The organism is Marixanthomonas ophiurae (genome assembly GCF_003413745.1).
Taxonomy (GTDB): Bacteria; Bacteroidota; Bacteroidia; order Flavobacteriales; family Flavobacteriaceae; genus Marixanthomonas; species Marixanthomonas ophiurae.
The window spans coordinates 939,953-955,722 of sequence record NZ_QVID01000002.1; the positions used below are offsets into that span (position 1 = coordinate 939,953).

19 protein-coding genes, 1 tRNA gene and 1 riboswitch are annotated in these 15,770 nt (G+C 34.2%); of the genes, 4 read left to right on the forward strand and 16 right to left on the reverse strand.

The features are described from left to right. Positions 1–29: 29 nt before the first annotated feature. From DZ858_RS14575 to DZ858_RS14585, 3 genes are all read right to left on the reverse strand, one after another. On the reverse strand, positions 30–407 hold the full coding sequence (locus DZ858_RS14575) for a nuclear transport factor 2 family protein (RefSeq protein WP_117160387.1): 378 nt from the start codon (positions 405–407) through the stop codon (positions 30–32). A gap of 61 nt (positions 408–468) precedes the next feature. After that, positions 469–2,316 carry a cation:proton antiporter domain-containing protein gene (locus DZ858_RS14580; protein WP_117160388.1) on the reverse strand — a complete coding sequence of 616 codons (1,848 nt, stop codon included), beginning with the start codon at positions 2,314–2,316 and terminating at the stop codon, positions 469–471. 58 nt (positions 2,317–2,374) lie between these two features. Then, a complete protein-coding gene (locus DZ858_RS14585) occupies positions 2,375–3,262 on the reverse strand; it encodes an AraC family transcriptional regulator (protein ID WP_117160389.1) in 888 nt (295 codons plus the stop codon). Between the two features lie 161 nt (positions 3,263–3,423). Between DZ858_RS14585 and DZ858_RS14590 the strand changes: the two genes are divergently transcribed. Then, positions 3,424–4,440, forward strand: a complete 1,017-nt coding sequence (locus tag DZ858_RS14590) for a zinc-binding alcohol dehydrogenase family protein (protein WP_117160390.1) — start codon at positions 3,424–3,426, stop codon at positions 4,438–4,440. A gap of 132 nt (positions 4,441–4,572) precedes the next feature. Here DZ858_RS14590 and DZ858_RS14595 read toward each other — a convergent pair whose 3' ends face one another. The 6 genes from DZ858_RS14595 to DZ858_RS14620 all read right to left on the reverse strand — a co-directional run bounded on the left by DZ858_RS14595 (position 4,573) and on the right by DZ858_RS14620 (position 8,185). Further along, positions 4,573–5,367 carry a haloacid dehalogenase type II gene (locus DZ858_RS14595; protein ID WP_117160391.1) on the reverse strand — a complete coding sequence of 265 codons (795 nt, stop codon included), beginning with the start codon at positions 5,365–5,367 and terminating at the stop codon, positions 4,573–4,575. 7 nt (positions 5,368–5,374) lie between these two features. Continuing rightward, on the reverse strand, positions 5,375–6,019 hold the full coding sequence (locus tag DZ858_RS14600; RefSeq protein ID WP_117160456.1) for a DsbA family oxidoreductase: 645 nt from the start codon (positions 6,017–6,019) through the stop codon (positions 5,375–5,377). Between the two features lie 93 nt (positions 6,020–6,112). Further along, positions 6,113–6,661: a carboxymuconolactone decarboxylase family protein gene (locus tag DZ858_RS14605; RefSeq protein WP_117160392.1), complete on the reverse strand. Its 549-nt coding sequence runs from the start codon at positions 6,659–6,661 to the stop codon at positions 6,113–6,115. Positions 6,662–6,727: 66 nt separating this feature from the next. Further along, on the reverse strand, positions 6,728–7,291 hold the full coding sequence (locus tag DZ858_RS14610; protein ID WP_117160393.1) for a TetR/AcrR family transcriptional regulator: 564 nt from the start codon (positions 7,289–7,291) through the stop codon (positions 6,728–6,730). 247 nt (positions 7,292–7,538) lie between these two features. Beyond that, a tRNA-Met gene (locus DZ858_RS14615) sits at positions 7,539–7,612 on the reverse strand. A 114-nt stretch (positions 7,613–7,726) separates the two neighbouring features. Further along, positions 7,727–8,185, reverse strand: coding sequence for a Na(+)-translocating NADH-quinone reductase subunit F (locus tag DZ858_RS14620; RefSeq protein WP_117160394.1), 459 nt, complete (start codon positions 8,183–8,185; stop codon positions 7,727–7,729). Positions 8,186–8,384: 199 nt separating this feature from the next. Between DZ858_RS14620 and DZ858_RS14625 the strand changes: the two genes are divergently transcribed. Further along, complete coding sequence (locus DZ858_RS14625; protein ID WP_117160395.1) at positions 8,385–9,044, forward strand: HAD family hydrolase; 660 nt, start codon at positions 8,385–8,387, stop codon at positions 9,042–9,044. A 31-nt stretch (positions 9,045–9,075) separates the two neighbouring features. After that, positions 9,076–9,166, forward strand: a riboswitch (SAM-I-IV-variant riboswitch). 52 nt (positions 9,167–9,218) lie between these two features. Continuing rightward, positions 9,219–9,479, forward strand: a complete 261-nt coding sequence (locus tag DZ858_RS14630; RefSeq protein ID WP_117160396.1) for a hypothetical protein — start codon at positions 9,219–9,221, stop codon at positions 9,477–9,479. Here the strand turns inward: DZ858_RS14630 and DZ858_RS14635 are convergent. From DZ858_RS14635 to hisS, 3 genes are all read right to left on the reverse strand, one after another. Next, entirely contained in the window at positions 9,465–10,157 is a 693-nt protein-coding gene (locus DZ858_RS14635; RefSeq protein WP_117160397.1) for a response regulator transcription factor, read from the reverse strand. The genes DZ858_RS14630 and DZ858_RS14635 overlap by 15 nt on opposite strands. 3 nt (positions 10,158–10,160) lie before the next feature. Beyond that, complete coding sequence (locus tag DZ858_RS14640; protein WP_117160398.1) at positions 10,161–10,934, reverse strand: alpha/beta fold hydrolase; 774 nt, start codon at positions 10,932–10,934, stop codon at positions 10,161–10,163. Positions 10,935–11,049: 115 nt separating this feature from the next. Then, the gene (gene hisS / locus DZ858_RS14645) at positions 11,050–12,420 is read right to left on the reverse strand and encodes a histidine--tRNA ligase (RefSeq protein ID WP_117160399.1); all 1,371 of its coding nucleotides are present in this window, start codon (positions 12,418–12,420) and stop codon (positions 11,050–11,052) included. A gap of 122 nt (positions 12,421–12,542) precedes the next feature. Between hisS and DZ858_RS14650 the strand changes: the two genes are divergently transcribed. Then, complete coding sequence (locus DZ858_RS14650; RefSeq protein WP_117160400.1) at positions 12,543–13,784, forward strand: ABC transporter permease; 1,242 nt, start codon at positions 12,543–12,545, stop codon at positions 13,782–13,784. Positions 13,785–13,883: 99 nt separating this feature from the next. Here DZ858_RS14650 and DZ858_RS14655 read toward each other — a convergent pair whose 3' ends face one another. From DZ858_RS14655 to rpsF, 4 genes are all read right to left on the reverse strand, one after another. Further along, the gene (locus DZ858_RS14655; protein ID WP_117160401.1) at positions 13,884–14,363 is read right to left on the reverse strand and encodes a DUF6495 family protein; all 480 of its coding nucleotides are present in this window, start codon (positions 14,361–14,363) and stop codon (positions 13,884–13,886) included. Positions 14,364–14,611: 248 nt separating this feature from the next. Continuing rightward, positions 14,612–15,067 (reverse strand): 50S ribosomal protein L9, encoded by a 456-nt coding sequence (gene rplI, locus DZ858_RS14660; protein ID WP_117160402.1) that lies wholly within the window; start codon positions 15,065–15,067, stop codon positions 14,612–14,614. Between the two features lie 15 nt (positions 15,068–15,082). Then, positions 15,083–15,379, reverse strand: coding sequence for a 30S ribosomal protein S18 (gene rpsR, locus DZ858_RS14665; RefSeq protein WP_117160403.1), 297 nt, complete (start codon positions 15,377–15,379; stop codon positions 15,083–15,085). A gap of 3 nt (positions 15,380–15,382) precedes the next feature. Continuing rightward, a complete protein-coding gene (rpsF, locus tag DZ858_RS14670) occupies positions 15,383–15,730 on the reverse strand; it encodes a 30S ribosomal protein S6 (RefSeq protein ID WP_117160404.1) in 348 nt (115 codons plus the stop codon). Between the last annotated feature and the right edge of the window lie 40 nt (positions 15,731–15,770).

A 15,770-nucleotide genomic window follows, 5' to 3' on the forward strand; every position in this document is an offset into this window, starting at 1 on the left:
ATTATAAATTGTTTTTTTAATTGAAACTATCAATACATTTTATTCACATTCATCGATTTCTTCGGAATTTGTTGAATTGAATCCCAATGTTCACAAATTTTCCCGTTTTCATCAAAGCGAAAAAAATCCATTGTAATGTATTCATCATTATCTGGCCAAGTTTGATGCGTATGTAAAGCCACTAAATTTCCCTCTGAAATGCATCTCACAAATTCAATGGACTTATTAGGATATTCTTTCTGCATTCTCTCAAAATAGTCTATAAAGCCCTGAATACCATCGCTCACATCTGGATTGTGTTGAACATATACATTGCCAACATATTGCTCAATTGCCTTTTTAGGATCGCCTTCGTAAGCAGTTTTATAAAAAGCGATTGCATTCTCTTTGTTTTGCTTTATATTCATATAAAATTATGTTTTTTTACTTATTGTGGCGTAAAGCTTTTTAATAATACTTGTTACTCAATTAAATATTATTGATTTTACTACTACCAATATTCAAGTCGTCTACTAATAGCTTTTCTTGCTGTTCAATTTCTGCCCTTGCTTTAAATATGTATTCCTTTCCATTTTTTGGGGTAGTTGCCAGTCTTTTGAGACTTTGCACATCAAGATTTATAAATTTTTCAGCTTGATCGTTTGTAGCTTCTCTATCAAAACCCATAAAGTGAAGTACATCACTAGCCATTTTCACTGATGTATCTAATGACTCTCGATAGATGTGTTCAACACCTATATTATGCAAATCATACGCATCGTAACGATTTTTAGCTCGGACCAATAATTTTACACTTGGATATTTCTCCTTTACTTTTTTCACAATACCAAGGGCTGCATCTGGATTATCAATGGCACAAATTAAATAGTCGGCTTCTGCAATTCCTGCAGATTCAAGCAAGTCCATCCTTGAAGCATCTCCATAAAAGACTTCAAACCCTATTTTTCTTAAAAAGTCTACTCTATTTGAATCTATATCGAGAACCGTAGTAGGAATACCATGAGCCCGAAGAAACCTCCCAATTGTACTCCCAAAATGACCAAATCCGATTAATATTACTTTATTACTTTTTTGAATGTCGTCCATTGGCCTTTTTTCAGATTCTTTTGTGCCGATTTTAGGTAGGCATAAGTGCTCGTTCAATATCCAAAGAATTGGGGTAAGGGTCATCGTAAGTGCTGTAACAACCAACATTATATCAAGTTGTTCCCTTTCAAAAATATTCAACTGAAAAGCGAAAGAAAGCAAAACAAAAGCGAATTCACCAATTTGGGATAACCCAACCATCAATAATAAGCGTTGGTCTATTTTTAGTTTAAAAACAATGCCAACTACAAAGAGTACAATAGCTTTAATTATAATTACGGATAGTACCAGCCCTGTAATCAATAATGGGTTTTCGCCTATAACCACAAAGTTGATAGAAGCACCTACTGCCATAAAAAATAGGCCAAGAAGTAAATCTTTGAAAGGATCGAGCGTACTTTCCAGTTCGTGTTTAAATTCGCTAGTTGCTAAAACTACGCCTCCTAAAAAAGCTCCTAATGCTGGACTTAATCCCACCAACTCCATTAAAAAAGAAATACCAGCTACAATCAACAATGCTGAAGCCACCAACAATTCCCGAACTCTCGATTTGGCTACAATTCTTAACATAGGTACGATTAAATATCTACCCGCTATAATAATGAGAACAATTGACAAAACAATCCCTAATGCTTGTAACCCTAACGGTAAGCTTTCGAGAAGACTTGCGGGAGAGCTGTGTCCACCTGCATCAACTGCAGTATTATCCGAAACATTTGACAATAGAGGCAACACCGCTAACATTACAATAACAATAATATCTTGAAACAATAGAATTGAAAAAGAAGAAGTCCCGTAAACAGTTTGCATCAATCCCTTTTCCTTATTAGTTTGCAGTGTAATAGCCGTAGATGAAAGTGCCACAGCCATTGCAACAGTTAATGACAATTTCAATTCGATTCCGAAAGTATTCAAGACTGCAAAAGTGAGGGCCATTGTTCCAAAAACCTGAGTAATTCCCATTCCTAGAACCAGTTTTCTCATCTGCCAAAAGCTTTTGGGCTTTATCTCTAGCCCAATAATGAAAAGCATCATTACTACTCCAAATTCAGCAAATTCGAGGATGTCTTCCCCTTCTTGACCTACAAAGCCCAAAATATAAGGACCAATTAGCATCCCTGCCAGTAAATATCCAATTACAGAGCTTAAGCCAAATCTTTTGGCAATAGGCACACATAGTATCGCCCCAGCTAGGAAAACAATGGATTGAAAAAGAATGCTACCGCTCATAGTAAAAGTTTAGAAATCAAAATCATATTTTATTTTTTGATGAAAAATCATTTCATTTTCAATTAGAAGCACACTCACTGCGTTTTAGAAGCACGTATTCTCCATCATTTTTAAAATCACGCACAGAAATGCCCACATAACGCTTAAAGGTTTTGGAAAGATGGCTAACATCGGTAAAACCTAACTCATCAGCTATTTCCGTGAGCGTGTAATCCGAATTTAAAAGACGTATTTCCACCAATTTTAGTTTAGCTTTTATTATGTATTCTCGTAAAGATACTCCAACCTGTTTTCTAAAAAACTCACTTACATAAGTAGGTGACATTAAAAATTCTTCTGCTAAGTGCTCTACTTTCAAAAGATCTGGTTTATTAATATTTTCATTTATATAGGTAAGCATTTTCGTGGCCCTATCATCGCTACTATTCTCAACTACTTCATAATGGCTACCCTTTTTAATGTTCCTAATTAAAATTTCTAAAACACTAGTCATTAAACTAGACACTAATGAAATGGACTCTTCACCATAATTTCTGGATTCCTGTAAAATCATTGCAACAAGTCGTGTAAGGTGTTGCCTGTCTATATCACTTTTAATGACATCTCCTGGTAATTGATTGTAATTCGAAAGAATATAAGCAGCCTCACTAAACCACTCAGACCGGTCCACAGAAATCCTATTTGAATTTTTGAAGAAAGAATCTGTAAACTTCAAAAAAACAAAGTTGGTTGGTGAGTCTATATCAAATGAATGGCACTTTAACGGAGGCAGTAGAAAAATACTGTTTTCTTTATATGGATGAAAATTATAGTTAATACATTGTGTCCCCTCCCCTTCCTTAATTAAAACAAGCTCAAAAAAGTTGTTTTTAACAGGACGTTGTTTCCATTCTGACAGTTTCAATTCTTGTACTTCAAAAGGTTTATATGCTTCTAATACTTGCATTTTAGTATAATTTATGGGTAAAACTATATAAAACCAACTTATAAAACCTTAATTTAAGACAAAAAACCTTTAATAATACATAAATACCCATTTTTTATACAAGTATACAACTGAAGTTTCATTGTAATTTTGTACTATAAATAATTTTAAGAATAAGAAATATGAAAGCAATAGGATTTAAACAATCATTACCAATAAAAGAAGAAAACAGCTTTATTGAGTTTGAAACAAAAACTCCAACACCTGAAGGGTATGATCTTTTGGTGAAAGTACAAGCAAACTCAGTAAACCCCGTAGATTTTAAAATACGACAAAGTGCTGCAAAAGATGAAGAATTGAACGAGCCGAAAGTGATCGGTTGGGATGCAGTAGGAATTGTTGAGTCAGTTGGGGGTAAAGTTTCAAAATTTAAAGTAGGCGATGAAGTTTTCTACGCAGGCGACATCACCCGAAGCGGAAGCAATGCTGAATATCAATTAATAGATGAACGTATTGTGGGCCGGAAACCTAAAAATTTAAGCATTGCCGAAGCTGTGGCAATTCCGTTAACAGGCTTGACGGCTTATGAAGCACTTTTTGATCTTATTAGAGTAGATCCAGAAAAAGACAAAGGAAAGTCTGTGTTAATTTTGGCAGGTGCAGGAGGTGTTGGTTCTATTGCTATTCAATTGGCAAAAAAACTAGGGAACCTAACAGTTATAGCAACAGCATCCCGTGAAGACACGGTGGAATGGTGCAAAGATATGGGAGCAGATTTTGTCATCAATCATCATAAGGACATTAAAGAAGAATTGAAAAAGATAGGTCACAGCGAGGTTAACTACATTCTGGATTTTGTAGATCTTGAAGGGTATTGGGAAACTATGACCGAAATTGTAAAACCACAGGGTCATATTGTTTCAATTACGGGAAGTAACGAACCTTTAGATTTGAATATGCTAAAAAATAAAAGTATCACTTTCTCTTGGGAATTGATGTACACTCGTTCTATGTACCAAACAGATGATATGGCAAGACAGCATGATATCCTTAATCACCTTTCAGAATTATTGGATGATGGCACCTTAAAGAGTACAATGACTACCCAACTCGATGGCTTTACAGTAGAAAACCTTAAAGAAGCACATTGTATACAAGAATCTGGAAAAAGTATCGGGAAGAATGTGATACTATTTTAATTAGGAAGTATTATTAAAAAGAACGCCCATTGATTTACTATTTCCAATGGGCGTTTATATTATCAAGAGGCTTAATTAATATGCTTTAAAGCTTTTAAATACGGCTTTTAGTCAGTTATTTATCTATTGTTTCTAATTATCTAGAGCTATAAGTTTCTCTGAAATTTTAAGCAAATCTGGCTCATTAATTTCTGTCTCTGGTGCTAATGGAAATACCTGTTGCCCAGGTCTCTTAATAAATGCAGCACGCCAGCCAGCCCATATTGCTCCGGCTACATCCCAACCATGCGCAGCAATGAGCATACATTCTTCTGATTTCACACCCATTTTTCGCGCTGCCCAAGTATATGTGTCTGTAAAAGGTTTAAATTTACCAATGTCTTCAACACTTAATCTTTCATCAAAATATTCGGTTAAGCCCGCACTTTCAAATTGCTTTTTCACACCTTCGTTTGAAGAGTTTGTGAAGGATACTAATTTATAACCGTCTTTTTTTAATTGAGCTAAAGCTTCTTTAACTTCTGGGTGTGCTGGTAAACCACGAAATGAGTTTAATACTGTTTTGCGCGCATCTTCTTCAGACATTTTAATATCATTATTAGCTGCTACCATTTGTAAAGCTGCAGCTCCTATATTTCCAAAATGTTCATATTGACCACTTGCTGTGGTGACCAAGGAATACTGTAGCATGGTAGTAAACCATAAGGAAAGTAAATCATCTCTACCATTTAGAGCTTCACTCACTACTTGTTTCATATCGGTAAGATCTAACAAAGTCTCATTAACATCAAAGAATAAAACTTTTGGTCTTATATTGTCGCTATTTTGCATATTATTTTCTGTTTGTCCTAGTCCTATATTAGGCATCAACATTCCTGTTGCACCTAGTAATCCTAGATTTTTTATAAATTTCCTTCTGTTTTTCATAGTTCACTTAATCAGTAATCAATTCTGAAAGTACTTCTTTAAAAACATCTACAGGTTGCGCTCCGGTTACAGCACTTTTTCGGTTAAAAACAATTGTTGGAACCGAGTTAACTCCCATATTCTTCCAATAGCCTTGCTTATTTCTTAAATCATAGCGTACTTCTTCATTGTCTAGCCTAGCGAGTGCTTCTTCTGCTTTTAAACCCACATCTAATAAAGCTTGTTTTAAAATATCTCTATCTGAAACATCTTTGCGTTCACTAAAAAAAGCAGTTGTTAACCGCATTTTTAGTTCGGTTTGCTTTCCGAAGTCTTTCGCATAATCTAATAAAATATGAGCATTAAAGGTATTCACCATTCGCATATCATCAAAATAGTCGAACGTAAAGCCAAGCTCCTTTCCTACTTCGGTCATATGCTGTTGCGATTCTTTTTGTTGCTCTACCGTAGATCCATATTTTTCAGTAATATGCTCTTTCATATTTTGACCTTCAACTGGCATATTCGGGTTTAGTTCAAAAGGTTGCCACTCTATTTCTAGTTGGTCTTCAATTCCTAATTCTGAAATCGCTTTTTCCAAACGTTTATAACCTATGGTGCACCAAGGGCAAACCACATCTGACACTATATCTATTTTCAATTTTTTTTTCATATTATTTATTTTTTTGATGATTAGTAAACCTTCCGAATAAACGGAAGGTTTATAAAAACTAACCAATCTGAAATTTTAAAATAAAACGACGTTTTATTTCCTCCACTCGTATTTTTTAAATCCTTCATCAACCGGTGTATTAGCAATATGGTTTACATAATTACTAATGGTTTTTTGAGATAAGCCTAAGATAATTTCTAACACTTGTCGCTCACCATAACCAGCCTCATAAAAAGCGTCTAAATCTTTTTGAGTTACATTTCCGCGATTACGAACAATTTTTAATGTCATGGTTCGCAACGCTTCTAATTTAGGATCTTCTAATGTAGTTTCATTACGTAAAGCATCTGTGATAGTATCGTCTACTTTCATCATTTTAGCAATACCCGTATGCGCCGGCACACAATAGTGACATTCATGCTCTACGTTTATAGATTGCCAAACCACAGTTAACTCTTCATTATTAAATGATGAGTTTTCAAATAACTCATGTAGTTTTTGGTAACCTTCAAGGATGCCAGGCGCTCCGGCTAAAACCCCGTGCAAGCCAGGTATCATACCATATGCTTTTTTAGATTTCTCTAATAAATCTTTGCTCTCTTCTGGAGCAGATTCTAAACTCTGAATTTTTAAACTTGTCATAATTTTAAACTTTAATTTTTATTAATAAATACCTAAACAACCGTTTAGATTTGGGTGAAAAAATTTTTAAATGTTTTTAAATGTCATTTCAATATAGTCTTCTATTTCTTTTTGGCTATTGACTCTAGATGCTGCTGCTAGACCATGCTTGGCCAATAATAAAAAGTTTGCTTGTTTTAATACCGTCTCTGCATCTTTAGTTGAATCAGTTTTTAGCTTTTCAATAAATACCTTTTTAAGGTTATCCATAAAAACGTTCATCTGGTTTTTAATCAATATATCATCGCTTTCTGAAAATTCATTATAGGTATTGGTTACTAAACAACCTTTTTTATTTCCTACTTGATGACTAATATTTACTGAATCATAAAAAAACTGTTTTATATCTTCAACACCATTTGATGCATTTTTAAGCTTCTCGAAAATATTTTTAATTTTAGAATTATAACACTTTAAACTTTCAAGAAAGAGTCCGTGCTTACTCCCAAAACTTGAGTATATGGAGAATTTATTGATACCCATTTCTCGCTCCAGCATTTTCATTGACGTATTTTCATAACCATTTTGCCAAAACAAATGCATTGCTCTATCAATAACCTCTTCTTCTATATATTCTTTTTTTCGTGCCATTATTTTTAATACACCACAAAACTAAACAACCGGTTAGATTTAAAAAAGTTTTTAAGAAAGTTTTATAATAAACGTAGAAAGCTGTATTTAAAATTCAGTTTACTGGAATTTTAATTAAGAAAAAGGGGTTTAAGCTATAGGAAGAAATTAATGTAACGTTAGTTAAAGCTACTTAAAGTTTTGAAAATATTTAAACTAGATATAAAAAAAGGCAATTACAAATAAATGTAATTGCCTAATTGTTTTGTAGCGAGATGGGGACTTGAACCCCAGACCTCCGGGTTATGAATCCGACGCTCTAACCACCTGAGCTACCTCGCCGCATTTTGCGAGTGCAAATATAGAAACAATAACCATTGAAAAAAACCAAAAATTAAATTAATTTCTTTTTTTTAAAACCTATTTCAAACTAAGTGGTTCTTGCTAATAAAATTTTTAAGTATATAGGGTTGTAAAATTCATTTTTAATTGCTCTTCAGTTTCAAATATTTTTTTGTAATCCATCACATTTTCAATATTATCAAGCGCACACAAATACTCTACAACAGCACAAAGACCTTTAAAAAGTGTTTCTTTTGAAGTCGGGTTTTTAGGTTTCGTCCCTTTTCGGTTTAATGGAATTGAAAATCCACAACCTTTTAAAAAAGTTGCTTCTATTTCCAGCAACTGTTGGGGTGTGAAGCCATTCACCAAACGACCCAAGCGCTGATGTACCAAGCCTACGTAGTTTAATTGTAGCGATCCATGCAAGTCACTAAAGTGTTTCCAGCTATCTGTATTATTACAAATATTACCCACGGCACATTGTAAACAACACTCCGGATTGAGTGTGTTATTATGAAACGCATTATACAATTTTGAAAGTGCATTTTCTAAGCGCTGTGAAGTATTCATACTATTCAATGTTTTTATAATATAGCTATCTCACTTAAAATTAATGAAATATAGAATACATCCTATCTATTTTCACAAATTATTTGAAAACTATGGTTTTCGATAAAATTTCAGAGAGGTGTGAATTAAGGATAATTTAATACGTTCAAAAAAATAATCTTCTATTAAAACTTATATCTTCGCGTCAAAATTAATTACTATGCTACAAGCTGTTTTATTTGATATGGATGGAGTAATTATTGACACCGAACCACTTCATAAAAAAGCCTATTTTAGTATGTTTAATGATGTAAATATTGATGTCTCTGAAGAAATGTACAATTCATACACAGGACAATCTACTATTAACATTTGTAAACAACTTTGCGATCATTTTTCACTTTCAGAAGCTCCTGAAACATTAATGGCTATTAAACGAAAGCATTTTAAACACTTATTTGCTACAGATAGTGATTTGGATCTTTTAGATGGAGTGTTAGATCTAATCAAAGACTATTATAATAATGGCCTCACATTGATTCTTGCCTCGTCAGCATCTATGCCTAATATCAACCGTATTTTTGAACGGTTTAACTTAAATCAATATTTTAAAGCTAAATTTAGCGGAGCTGATTTAAAAGAATCTAAACCACATCCCGAAATTTTTATTAAAGCTGCTGAAGCTTCTGGTTACTCAAATGAAGAATGCATGGTGATTGAAGATTCAACTAACGGAATTGCCGCCGCAAAAGCTGCAGGTATTTTCTGTGTAGGTTACAATAGCTTGCATTCCAAAGATCAAGATTACTCTAAAGCAGATATCGTGGTTTCTAATTTTAATGCTATTTCGTATAAAAAAGCATCATCATTTTTTATGTAATTTTTATATTTCATAAAAAAGCTATATATTATAAACGTATCAAGAATGCATTACGCATACCAACCGAGCATATAAGCTGCGGTGGTTTAGCATACGGACATCCGTCAAAAAAATAAACAACTTTTCTTTTTTGTCTTGATACATAAAAACAATGTGTAATTTAAAATTTTTATTATGGATCAAGTGTATATTAATCACAAAGGCGATGCCAAAAAAATAGCAGAAAATTTAGAACGACTTAAAAAAATGACCGACCAAGAACTGGAAAATTATTATAAAAATGCTTTGGGGAATGGTTTCTTTGGCGTACACGCACAGAATTTATTGGCAATAGCAATGAATAAAGAGTTTAAAAGACGCTTTGGTGAAAGTCCCATAACCTATAAAGATGGTATATTGGTTAGTAAGAAAAATGAGCGGTTAAATAATCTCTAAAATCAAAGAAATTTTTACCAAATCGCTCACCGATGAAATGTTTAATTTTTGATTGATGTTTCGTCGGTGGGTTTGTGCGGTATGCGTTGAAATAAACAATTGTTCTGCTATTTCTTTTGTGGAGCTCCCATTAGCCAACAAGTGCAAAATCTTTTTTTCTTGTTTGGTTAAGGATTGAAACTGCTGCCAAGAAATTTGATTGGTATGAATAGGCCTAAAAATAGAATTAAATACTTTTCCTATTAAACCCAACTCATCAACAGTACTCGAAATATTAAAATATAAGTCATTATCTAAAATTAGTTTATTAGAATAAAAATACCTCTTTTCATTATTGAACTGAAGTTGCTGTATATAAGAGCATACAGAATCGATATCGTTAGCTTTTCGAAACTTGGTAGCCTTTGTTACGGCATTTCTATGTAAAACTAGGCACGATATTTCGTCTAGATAACTACTACCCACTTCAACTAATTTCTCCATTTCAGGAGCTTTAAATAATGGTTTATCATTGGCGTAGGTAATATCAAGGTTATCCTGTCTATTAATATGAATAGAATACGGAATATAATCGTTTAATTGGTCAAATAATTGTCGATCATTTTGGTAGAGGTTTCGTAATCTAAAAGCAAAATGCTGGCTTTGTAACAGTTGTTCTTTTTCGGTAAGGATTTCCATAATTTAAAAGACTTGAGACGCTATTTCTGAAATCGTTTTTATAAACTTATCTGGTTGTTCAAGGCTTGGGTAATGTCCGCATTCATCATAATCAATGAGCGTACAGGTTCCATTGCATTGTTTAGTTATCGTTTCCAAATAAGAAGGATTTACGGTGGGGTCTTGTGTTCCTCTTATTATAAATTTGGGTGCATCAAGATCGGAAAATATTCGCTCTTGATTGTCAAGTCTGTTTTGTATTAAATCGTTGGCTAAAACGCTACGTACCTTTGGATTGGCCTGCTTAAAATCATTTAGAATGGCTGCTGCGTTTTCTTGTTTGTGAACTGCAATTTCTGCAGCTGTAACCATATCATGTTCCGAAGGATTTTCTGTTAAAAAAGTTTGTAAAGCCGGTTGTGGTAGAAAAGCTTCTTCAAAATTGATTGGTTTTTTTACAGGAGGTGTCCCCATAATGATCAGGCCTTTGAGGTTTTTAATTTTCGGGGCGAGTTCAATAGCCAAATGACCGCCCATTGAATTTCCGACTAATAATATATCATCGTCAATTTCTTCTATAAATGAAAGTAGTTTTTCTTGGTATGATTTTATTGAAAAGTCACATTCAGCATCATATTCTTCCACATTTGCTCCATGACCTGGCAAATCGACTGTTATTTTAGTATAGGGAATTTCTTCAGAATCTACCGTTTTTTTGAAAACTTCTGAGGATGATGAGTTACCATGTATAAACAGAATAGTTCCGCTATCCGTACCTTTTATACTAGAATGTTTCATAAATAGATTAGGGGCCTTAGCTTTATTTTTAGCTTATAATCGTCCCTAAATGTACATGTTTTTCTGAAAAAGCCTGATAACTAGCGGTTCTATTATAAAAAAAATAAAGTTTAATTTATTTTAACTTAGCCCGTAACTCCGTAAAGGAAACCGCATCTTGCTTACCACTTTTCATATGTTTAAGTGTAAAGGTTTCAGCTTGCATTTCGTCTCCGCCGGCCAAAACAGTGTAAGGTATGTTTCGTTTATCTGCATAGCCCATTTGTTTACCCATTTTTGTAGCGTCTGGGTACAATTCTGCAGTAATACCTTCTTTTCTAAGTTTGGAAACAGCTTTCATAGCGTAAAACGCTTCCTCTTCCCCAAAGTTGATAAATAAGACTTTGGTATTGGCTGAAACGGTTTCTGGGAATAAACCCAATTCTTCTAGAACCAAGTAAATTCGGTCCAAACCAAACGAAATACCGACACCACTTATATTTTTTAGACCGAAAATACCAGTTAAGTCATCGTAACGACCACCGCCTCCAATGCTTCCCATTTTTACTTGCTCAGGAGCAGCAACTTCAAAAATAGCTCCTGTGTAGTAGTTTAAGCCACGAGCCAAGGTTACATCAATTTCCAACATTGCTGTTTGTAGTCCAATTTCAGAAATTGTTGAAACGATAAACTCCACCTCTTGGACACCTTGCATGCCTATTTCAGATGAAGAAAGTAAATCTTTTAATAAAGCTAATTTTTCGGAAGCCGTTCCGCTTACCTGAAATAACGGCTGTAACTTTTCAATGGCAGTTTCGGTAATTCCTTTCTCGCGCATTTCCTTTTTAACACCGTCCTCCCCTATTTTGTCAAGTTTGTCTAGAGCTACAGTGAAATCAATAAGTTTATCGGATTCCCCTATTACTTCAGCAATTCCGCTTAAAATTTTGCGGTTGTTCATTTTAATGGTAACCCCTTCCAAATTCAATTTGCTGAACACAGCATCGTACAGTTCCACAAACTCCACTTCTTGCCAAAGTGATTTGCTCCCCACCACATCGGCATCACACTGAAAAAACTCTCTAAAACGTCCTTTCTGCGGTCGATCGGCACGCCAAACCGGCTGAATTTGATAACGCTTAAACGGAAAGTCAATTTCGTTTTGGTGTTGTACTACGTAACGTGCAAACGGAACTGTAAGATCGTAACGAAGTGCTTTTTCTGAAATTTTCGGAGTTAGTTTCCCGCTATCTTTTTCAGAATATAATGCATCATCCACTTTCCGAAGAAAATCGCCACTATTCAAAATTTTAAAAATTAATCGATCGCCTTCATCACCGTACTTTCCCATTAGCGTATCGCTGTTTTCAAACGAAGGTGTTTCAATAGGTTGAAAACCGTACGTAGTAAAACAATCTTTTATGGTGTCCATAATATAGTTGCGCTTTACTACTTCAGCAGGTGAAAAATCGCGTGTTCCTTTGGGTATAGATGGTTTTTGAGCCACGTTGTATGGTTTAAAATGTAAGGTTCAATTAATAATTTTGAGATGCAAATATCTTAAATTATTAGCTAACTTGTAACTTTAACGACTGTTATTAGTCTAATGGGTAACCTTAATTTGTAACTATGTTTTCATTGTTTCGCGAAAATGTTCGTATTGCCTTAGATTCTATTAGAAGTCAATTGCTACGAACCATCCTTACTGTTGTCATTATAGCGATTGGTATTTGGGCGTTAGTCGGTATTTTAAGTGCCGTAAAGGTGCTGGAAAATACGATTGCAGACAACTTTGCCTCTATGGGCGCCAATACGTTTAACGTGCAACGTTATGAATTGGAAGTGCAAAGTCAGCGTGGTGGGGAACGCAAAAAGATAAACCCTATTATTAGTTACAACGATGTTAGGGAATTTGTGGATAAATATAATTACCCTTTAACCCAAACTGCGATATCATTTAGAGGAACTGCAGGTGCTGAAGTAAAATATGAAAGTGAGAAAACCGACCCTGAAGTTCAGGTGTATGGTGTTAATGAGCATTACTTGCTAAATACTGGAACCGAAGTAGAACGTGGTCGAAATTTCACCTTTTTTGATGTTCAGAATAATAATAAAGTATGTTTATTAGGTTCAGATTTTCTGAAAAACTTATTTGGCAATGAAAATCCTTTAAATAAAATCGTGAGTATACGAGGGGTTAAATTTAAAGTGATTGGTGTTTTAGAATCTAAAGGGTCTACCTTCGGAAACAATCAAGATCTCAAGGTGTTAATTCCCATTCAAGTGGCACGAGGAATTTTTACCGATCCAAATATTAACTATAATATAAGTGTGCGCGTGGACAATAAGGAAATCATGCAAGGCGCACAAGATGAAGCAATTATTACTTTCAGAAATATTCGCGGTTTAAACCCTGTGGAAGAAAACAATTTTGGTTTGTTACGGAGTGATGATTTATTGAATCAAATTGCTGAAATAGGCCTTTATATGTCAACAGCAGCTTGGATTATTAGTATCATTACTATTTTGGGATCATCAATCGCATTAATGAATATCATGCTCGTATCGGTTACCGAACGTACACGTGAAATTGGTGTACGAAAAGCATTGGGAGCTAAGCGTTCTACAATTTCTACTCAGTTTTTTATGGAAACTATCGTTATTGGGCAGTTTGGGAGTATCCTTGGTATTCTTTTAGGTATTCTTACTGGTTTTGTCTTTGCTAAAGCCTTTGATTTTGACTTTTCATTGCCTTGGACGGCTATAATTTGGGCTACTATTATCACATTTATCGTAGCCGTTATTGCAGGTTCATACCCAGCAACCAAAGCTGCGAAATTAGATCCTATTGAGAGTTTACGATATGAGTAAGGCAGTCCTCTTCGGCTCCGCTCAGGACAAGAAGTTTGTAGAGGCTTTGATATAATTCCGATAACCATCGGAATCACTCAGCCACCATTATTAAAAAAATCATGAAATTTTATCTAAGATATCTTCGAAAAAACGATATAACTCTCCTTTTGTAATGATGGAGCCTTGTTTAATCAATTTAAAAATATCCGCACTTCTATCGTTTGAAAATTGTTTATTCGCAGTGTAAAACTCAACTTCATCTGTCATAAAGTTCTCTTGAAGCCAAGCGTACCCATCGGCAGTTGTAATGTCTTTTGTTTTATCCATTACTTTAACTGATATAAGTTGCATTTGTTCTGCTTTAATTTTAAAAAGAAATAACTGCTGCGGTGCCATATTTTCTAGGTATTCTGCTTTTTGCAAAACTCCTTCCCAAACCAAATCACTGAAAACATCTAATTCTTGCTCAGCTACTTCAGGGTTATTTATTTTTATATCGGCCCATTCTTTTCCAGTAATGGATTGTGTGGCTAAAAAGTTTATAAACTCAGTGTGCAGTTCTTCAAATTGTTCTTTTGTAAGGCGTGCGTATTTCATAATCATAAATTTAATGTCGGGGTTTCGGTTATTTCGATACTATTTTAAACTGATTTGCCGACAGTTTAAAAATCACTCAACCACCTTACTAAGCTCAAAAAAGGTGGTTGAGTGATTTTAATGTTTTTGCACAGCAAAAGCATTAAAATTGTATCGAAACCCCGGTTTGAGTTTTAAATTAAAAAGAAAACCTTCCTCAAATAAATGAAGAAGGCTTTCTGTATTATTTCAGGTATTCAGTATAAAAACTACTGGTTTTCTGCTACTACGTCAAACGTAAATGTTTCGATAACATCTCTGTGAAAACGAATGGTAGCTTCGTATTGTCCAGTACGCTTAATAGCACCACCGGCAATAGAAATGTATTTTTTATCAATAGATACATTTTCTTTTTCTAAAGCTTCAGCAAGGTTTGCATTGGTAACAGAACCAAACAATTTATCCTTATCACCTGTTTTGGCAGTGATTTTTAGCTCTAAAATTTCGCCAAGTTTATCAGCTTCTTTTTGAGCTTCTTCAATAACTTTACGCTCTTTGTATGCTTGTTGTTTAAGCTTTTCTTCCAATGCTTTTTTTGCAGATGGAGTCGCTAAAGTTGCATACCCTTCTGGGATTAGGTAGTTTCTACCATATCCATTTTTTACAGATACAACATCATCTGTGAATCCCAGATTGTCAATGTCTTGTTTTAATATAAGTTCCATAATACTATCTGGTTTTTATTTGTATAAATCGGTTACATATGGCATCAACGCTAAATGACGTGCTCTTTTTACAGCTACAGCAACTTTACGTTGGTACTTTAATGATGTTCCTGTTAATCTGCGAGGTAACAATTTACCTTGCTCGTTTACAAAGCTCAATAAAAAGTCTGCATCTTTATAATCGATGTACTTAATTCCAGATCGTTGAAAACGACAGTATTTTTTAGCTTTTGTAGTTTCTATATTAAGCGGAGTTAGATATCTAATCTCTCCGTCTTTTTTTCCTTTTGCTTGTTCTTGAATCGATGCCATACCTTATGCTTTTGCTTTTTGTTTGTTGTTTCGGTTACGTCTTTTCTCTGCCCAAGCAATTGCGTGCTTGTCAAGTTTAACGGTAAGGTAACGCATAATACGTTCATCCCTTCTAAACTCTACTTCCATAGCGTTTATTGATTCACCGGGTGCAGTAAATTCAAATAAATGGTAAAAACCACTTTTTTTGTGTTGGATTGCATAGGACAATTTTTTTAGTCCCCAATCTTCTTTGGATATCATCTTAGCACCTTTAGAAACAAGAATATCTTCGTATTTCTTTACTGTTTCCTTTATCTGCTCATCAGATAAAACGGGATTTAAGATGAAAACAGTTTCGTAATGATTCATAAAAATCGATTAAAATTAATATTATTAACTCCTAGCTTCT

Excerpts from the sequence above, each read along its gene's own strand:
- DZ858_RS14575 (WP_117160387.1), bottom strand. The coding sequence starts at position 407 with ATGAATATAAAGCAAAACAAAGAGAATGCAATCGCTTTTTATAAAACT.
- DZ858_RS14580 (WP_117160388.1), bottom strand. The coding sequence starts at position 2,316 with ATGAGCGGTAGCATTCTTTTTCAATCCATTGTTTTCCTAGCTGGGGCG.
- DZ858_RS14585 (WP_117160389.1), bottom strand. The coding sequence starts at position 3,262 with ATGCAAGTATTAGAAGCATATAAACCTTTTGAAGTACAAGAATTGAAA.
- DZ858_RS14590 (WP_117160390.1), top strand. The coding sequence starts at position 3,424 with ATGAAAGCAATAGGATTTAAACAATCATTACCAATAAAAGAAGAAAAC.
- DZ858_RS14595 (WP_117160391.1), bottom strand. The coding sequence starts at position 5,367 with ATGAAAAACAGAAGGAAATTTATAAAAAATCTAGGATTACTAGGTGCA.
- DZ858_RS14600 (WP_117160456.1), bottom strand. The coding sequence starts at position 6,019 with ATGAAAAAAAAATTGAAAATAGATATAGTGTCAGATGTGGTTTGCCCT.
- DZ858_RS14605 (WP_117160392.1), bottom strand. The coding sequence starts at position 6,661 with ATGACAAGTTTAAAAATTCAGAGTTTAGAATCTGCTCCAGAAGAGAGC.
- DZ858_RS14610 (WP_117160393.1), bottom strand. The coding sequence starts at position 7,291 with ATGGCACGAAAAAAAGAATATATAGAAGAAGAGGTTATTGATAGAGCA.
- DZ858_RS14620 (WP_117160394.1), bottom strand. The coding sequence starts at position 8,185 with ATGAATACTTCACAGCGCTTAGAAAATGCACTTTCAAAATTGTATAAT.
- DZ858_RS14625 (WP_117160395.1), top strand. The coding sequence starts at position 8,385 with ATGCTACAAGCTGTTTTATTTGATATGGATGGAGTAATTATTGACACC.
- DZ858_RS14630 (WP_117160396.1), top strand. The coding sequence starts at position 9,219 with ATGGATCAAGTGTATATTAATCACAAAGGCGATGCCAAAAAAATAGCA.
- DZ858_RS14635 (WP_117160397.1), bottom strand. The coding sequence starts at position 10,157 with ATGGAAATCCTTACCGAAAAAGAACAACTGTTACAAAGCCAGCATTTT.
- DZ858_RS14640 (WP_117160398.1), bottom strand. The coding sequence starts at position 10,934 with ATGAAACATTCTAGTATAAAAGGTACGGATAGCGGAACTATTCTGTTT.
- DZ858_RS14650 (WP_117160400.1), top strand. The coding sequence starts at position 12,543 with ATGTTTTCATTGTTTCGCGAAAATGTTCGTATTGCCTTAGATTCTATT.
- DZ858_RS14655 (WP_117160401.1), bottom strand. The coding sequence starts at position 14,363 with ATGAAATACGCACGCCTTACAAAAGAACAATTTGAAGAACTGCACACT.
- rplI (WP_117160402.1), bottom strand. The coding sequence starts at position 15,067 with ATGGAACTTATATTAAAACAAGACATTGACAATCTGGGATTCACAGAT.
- rpsR (WP_117160403.1), bottom strand. The coding sequence starts at position 15,379 with ATGGCATCGATTCAAGAACAAGCAAAAGGAAAAAAAGACGGAGAGATT.
- rpsF (WP_117160404.1), bottom strand. The coding sequence starts at position 15,730 with ATGAATCATTACGAAACTGTTTTCATCTTAAATCCCGTTTTATCTGAT.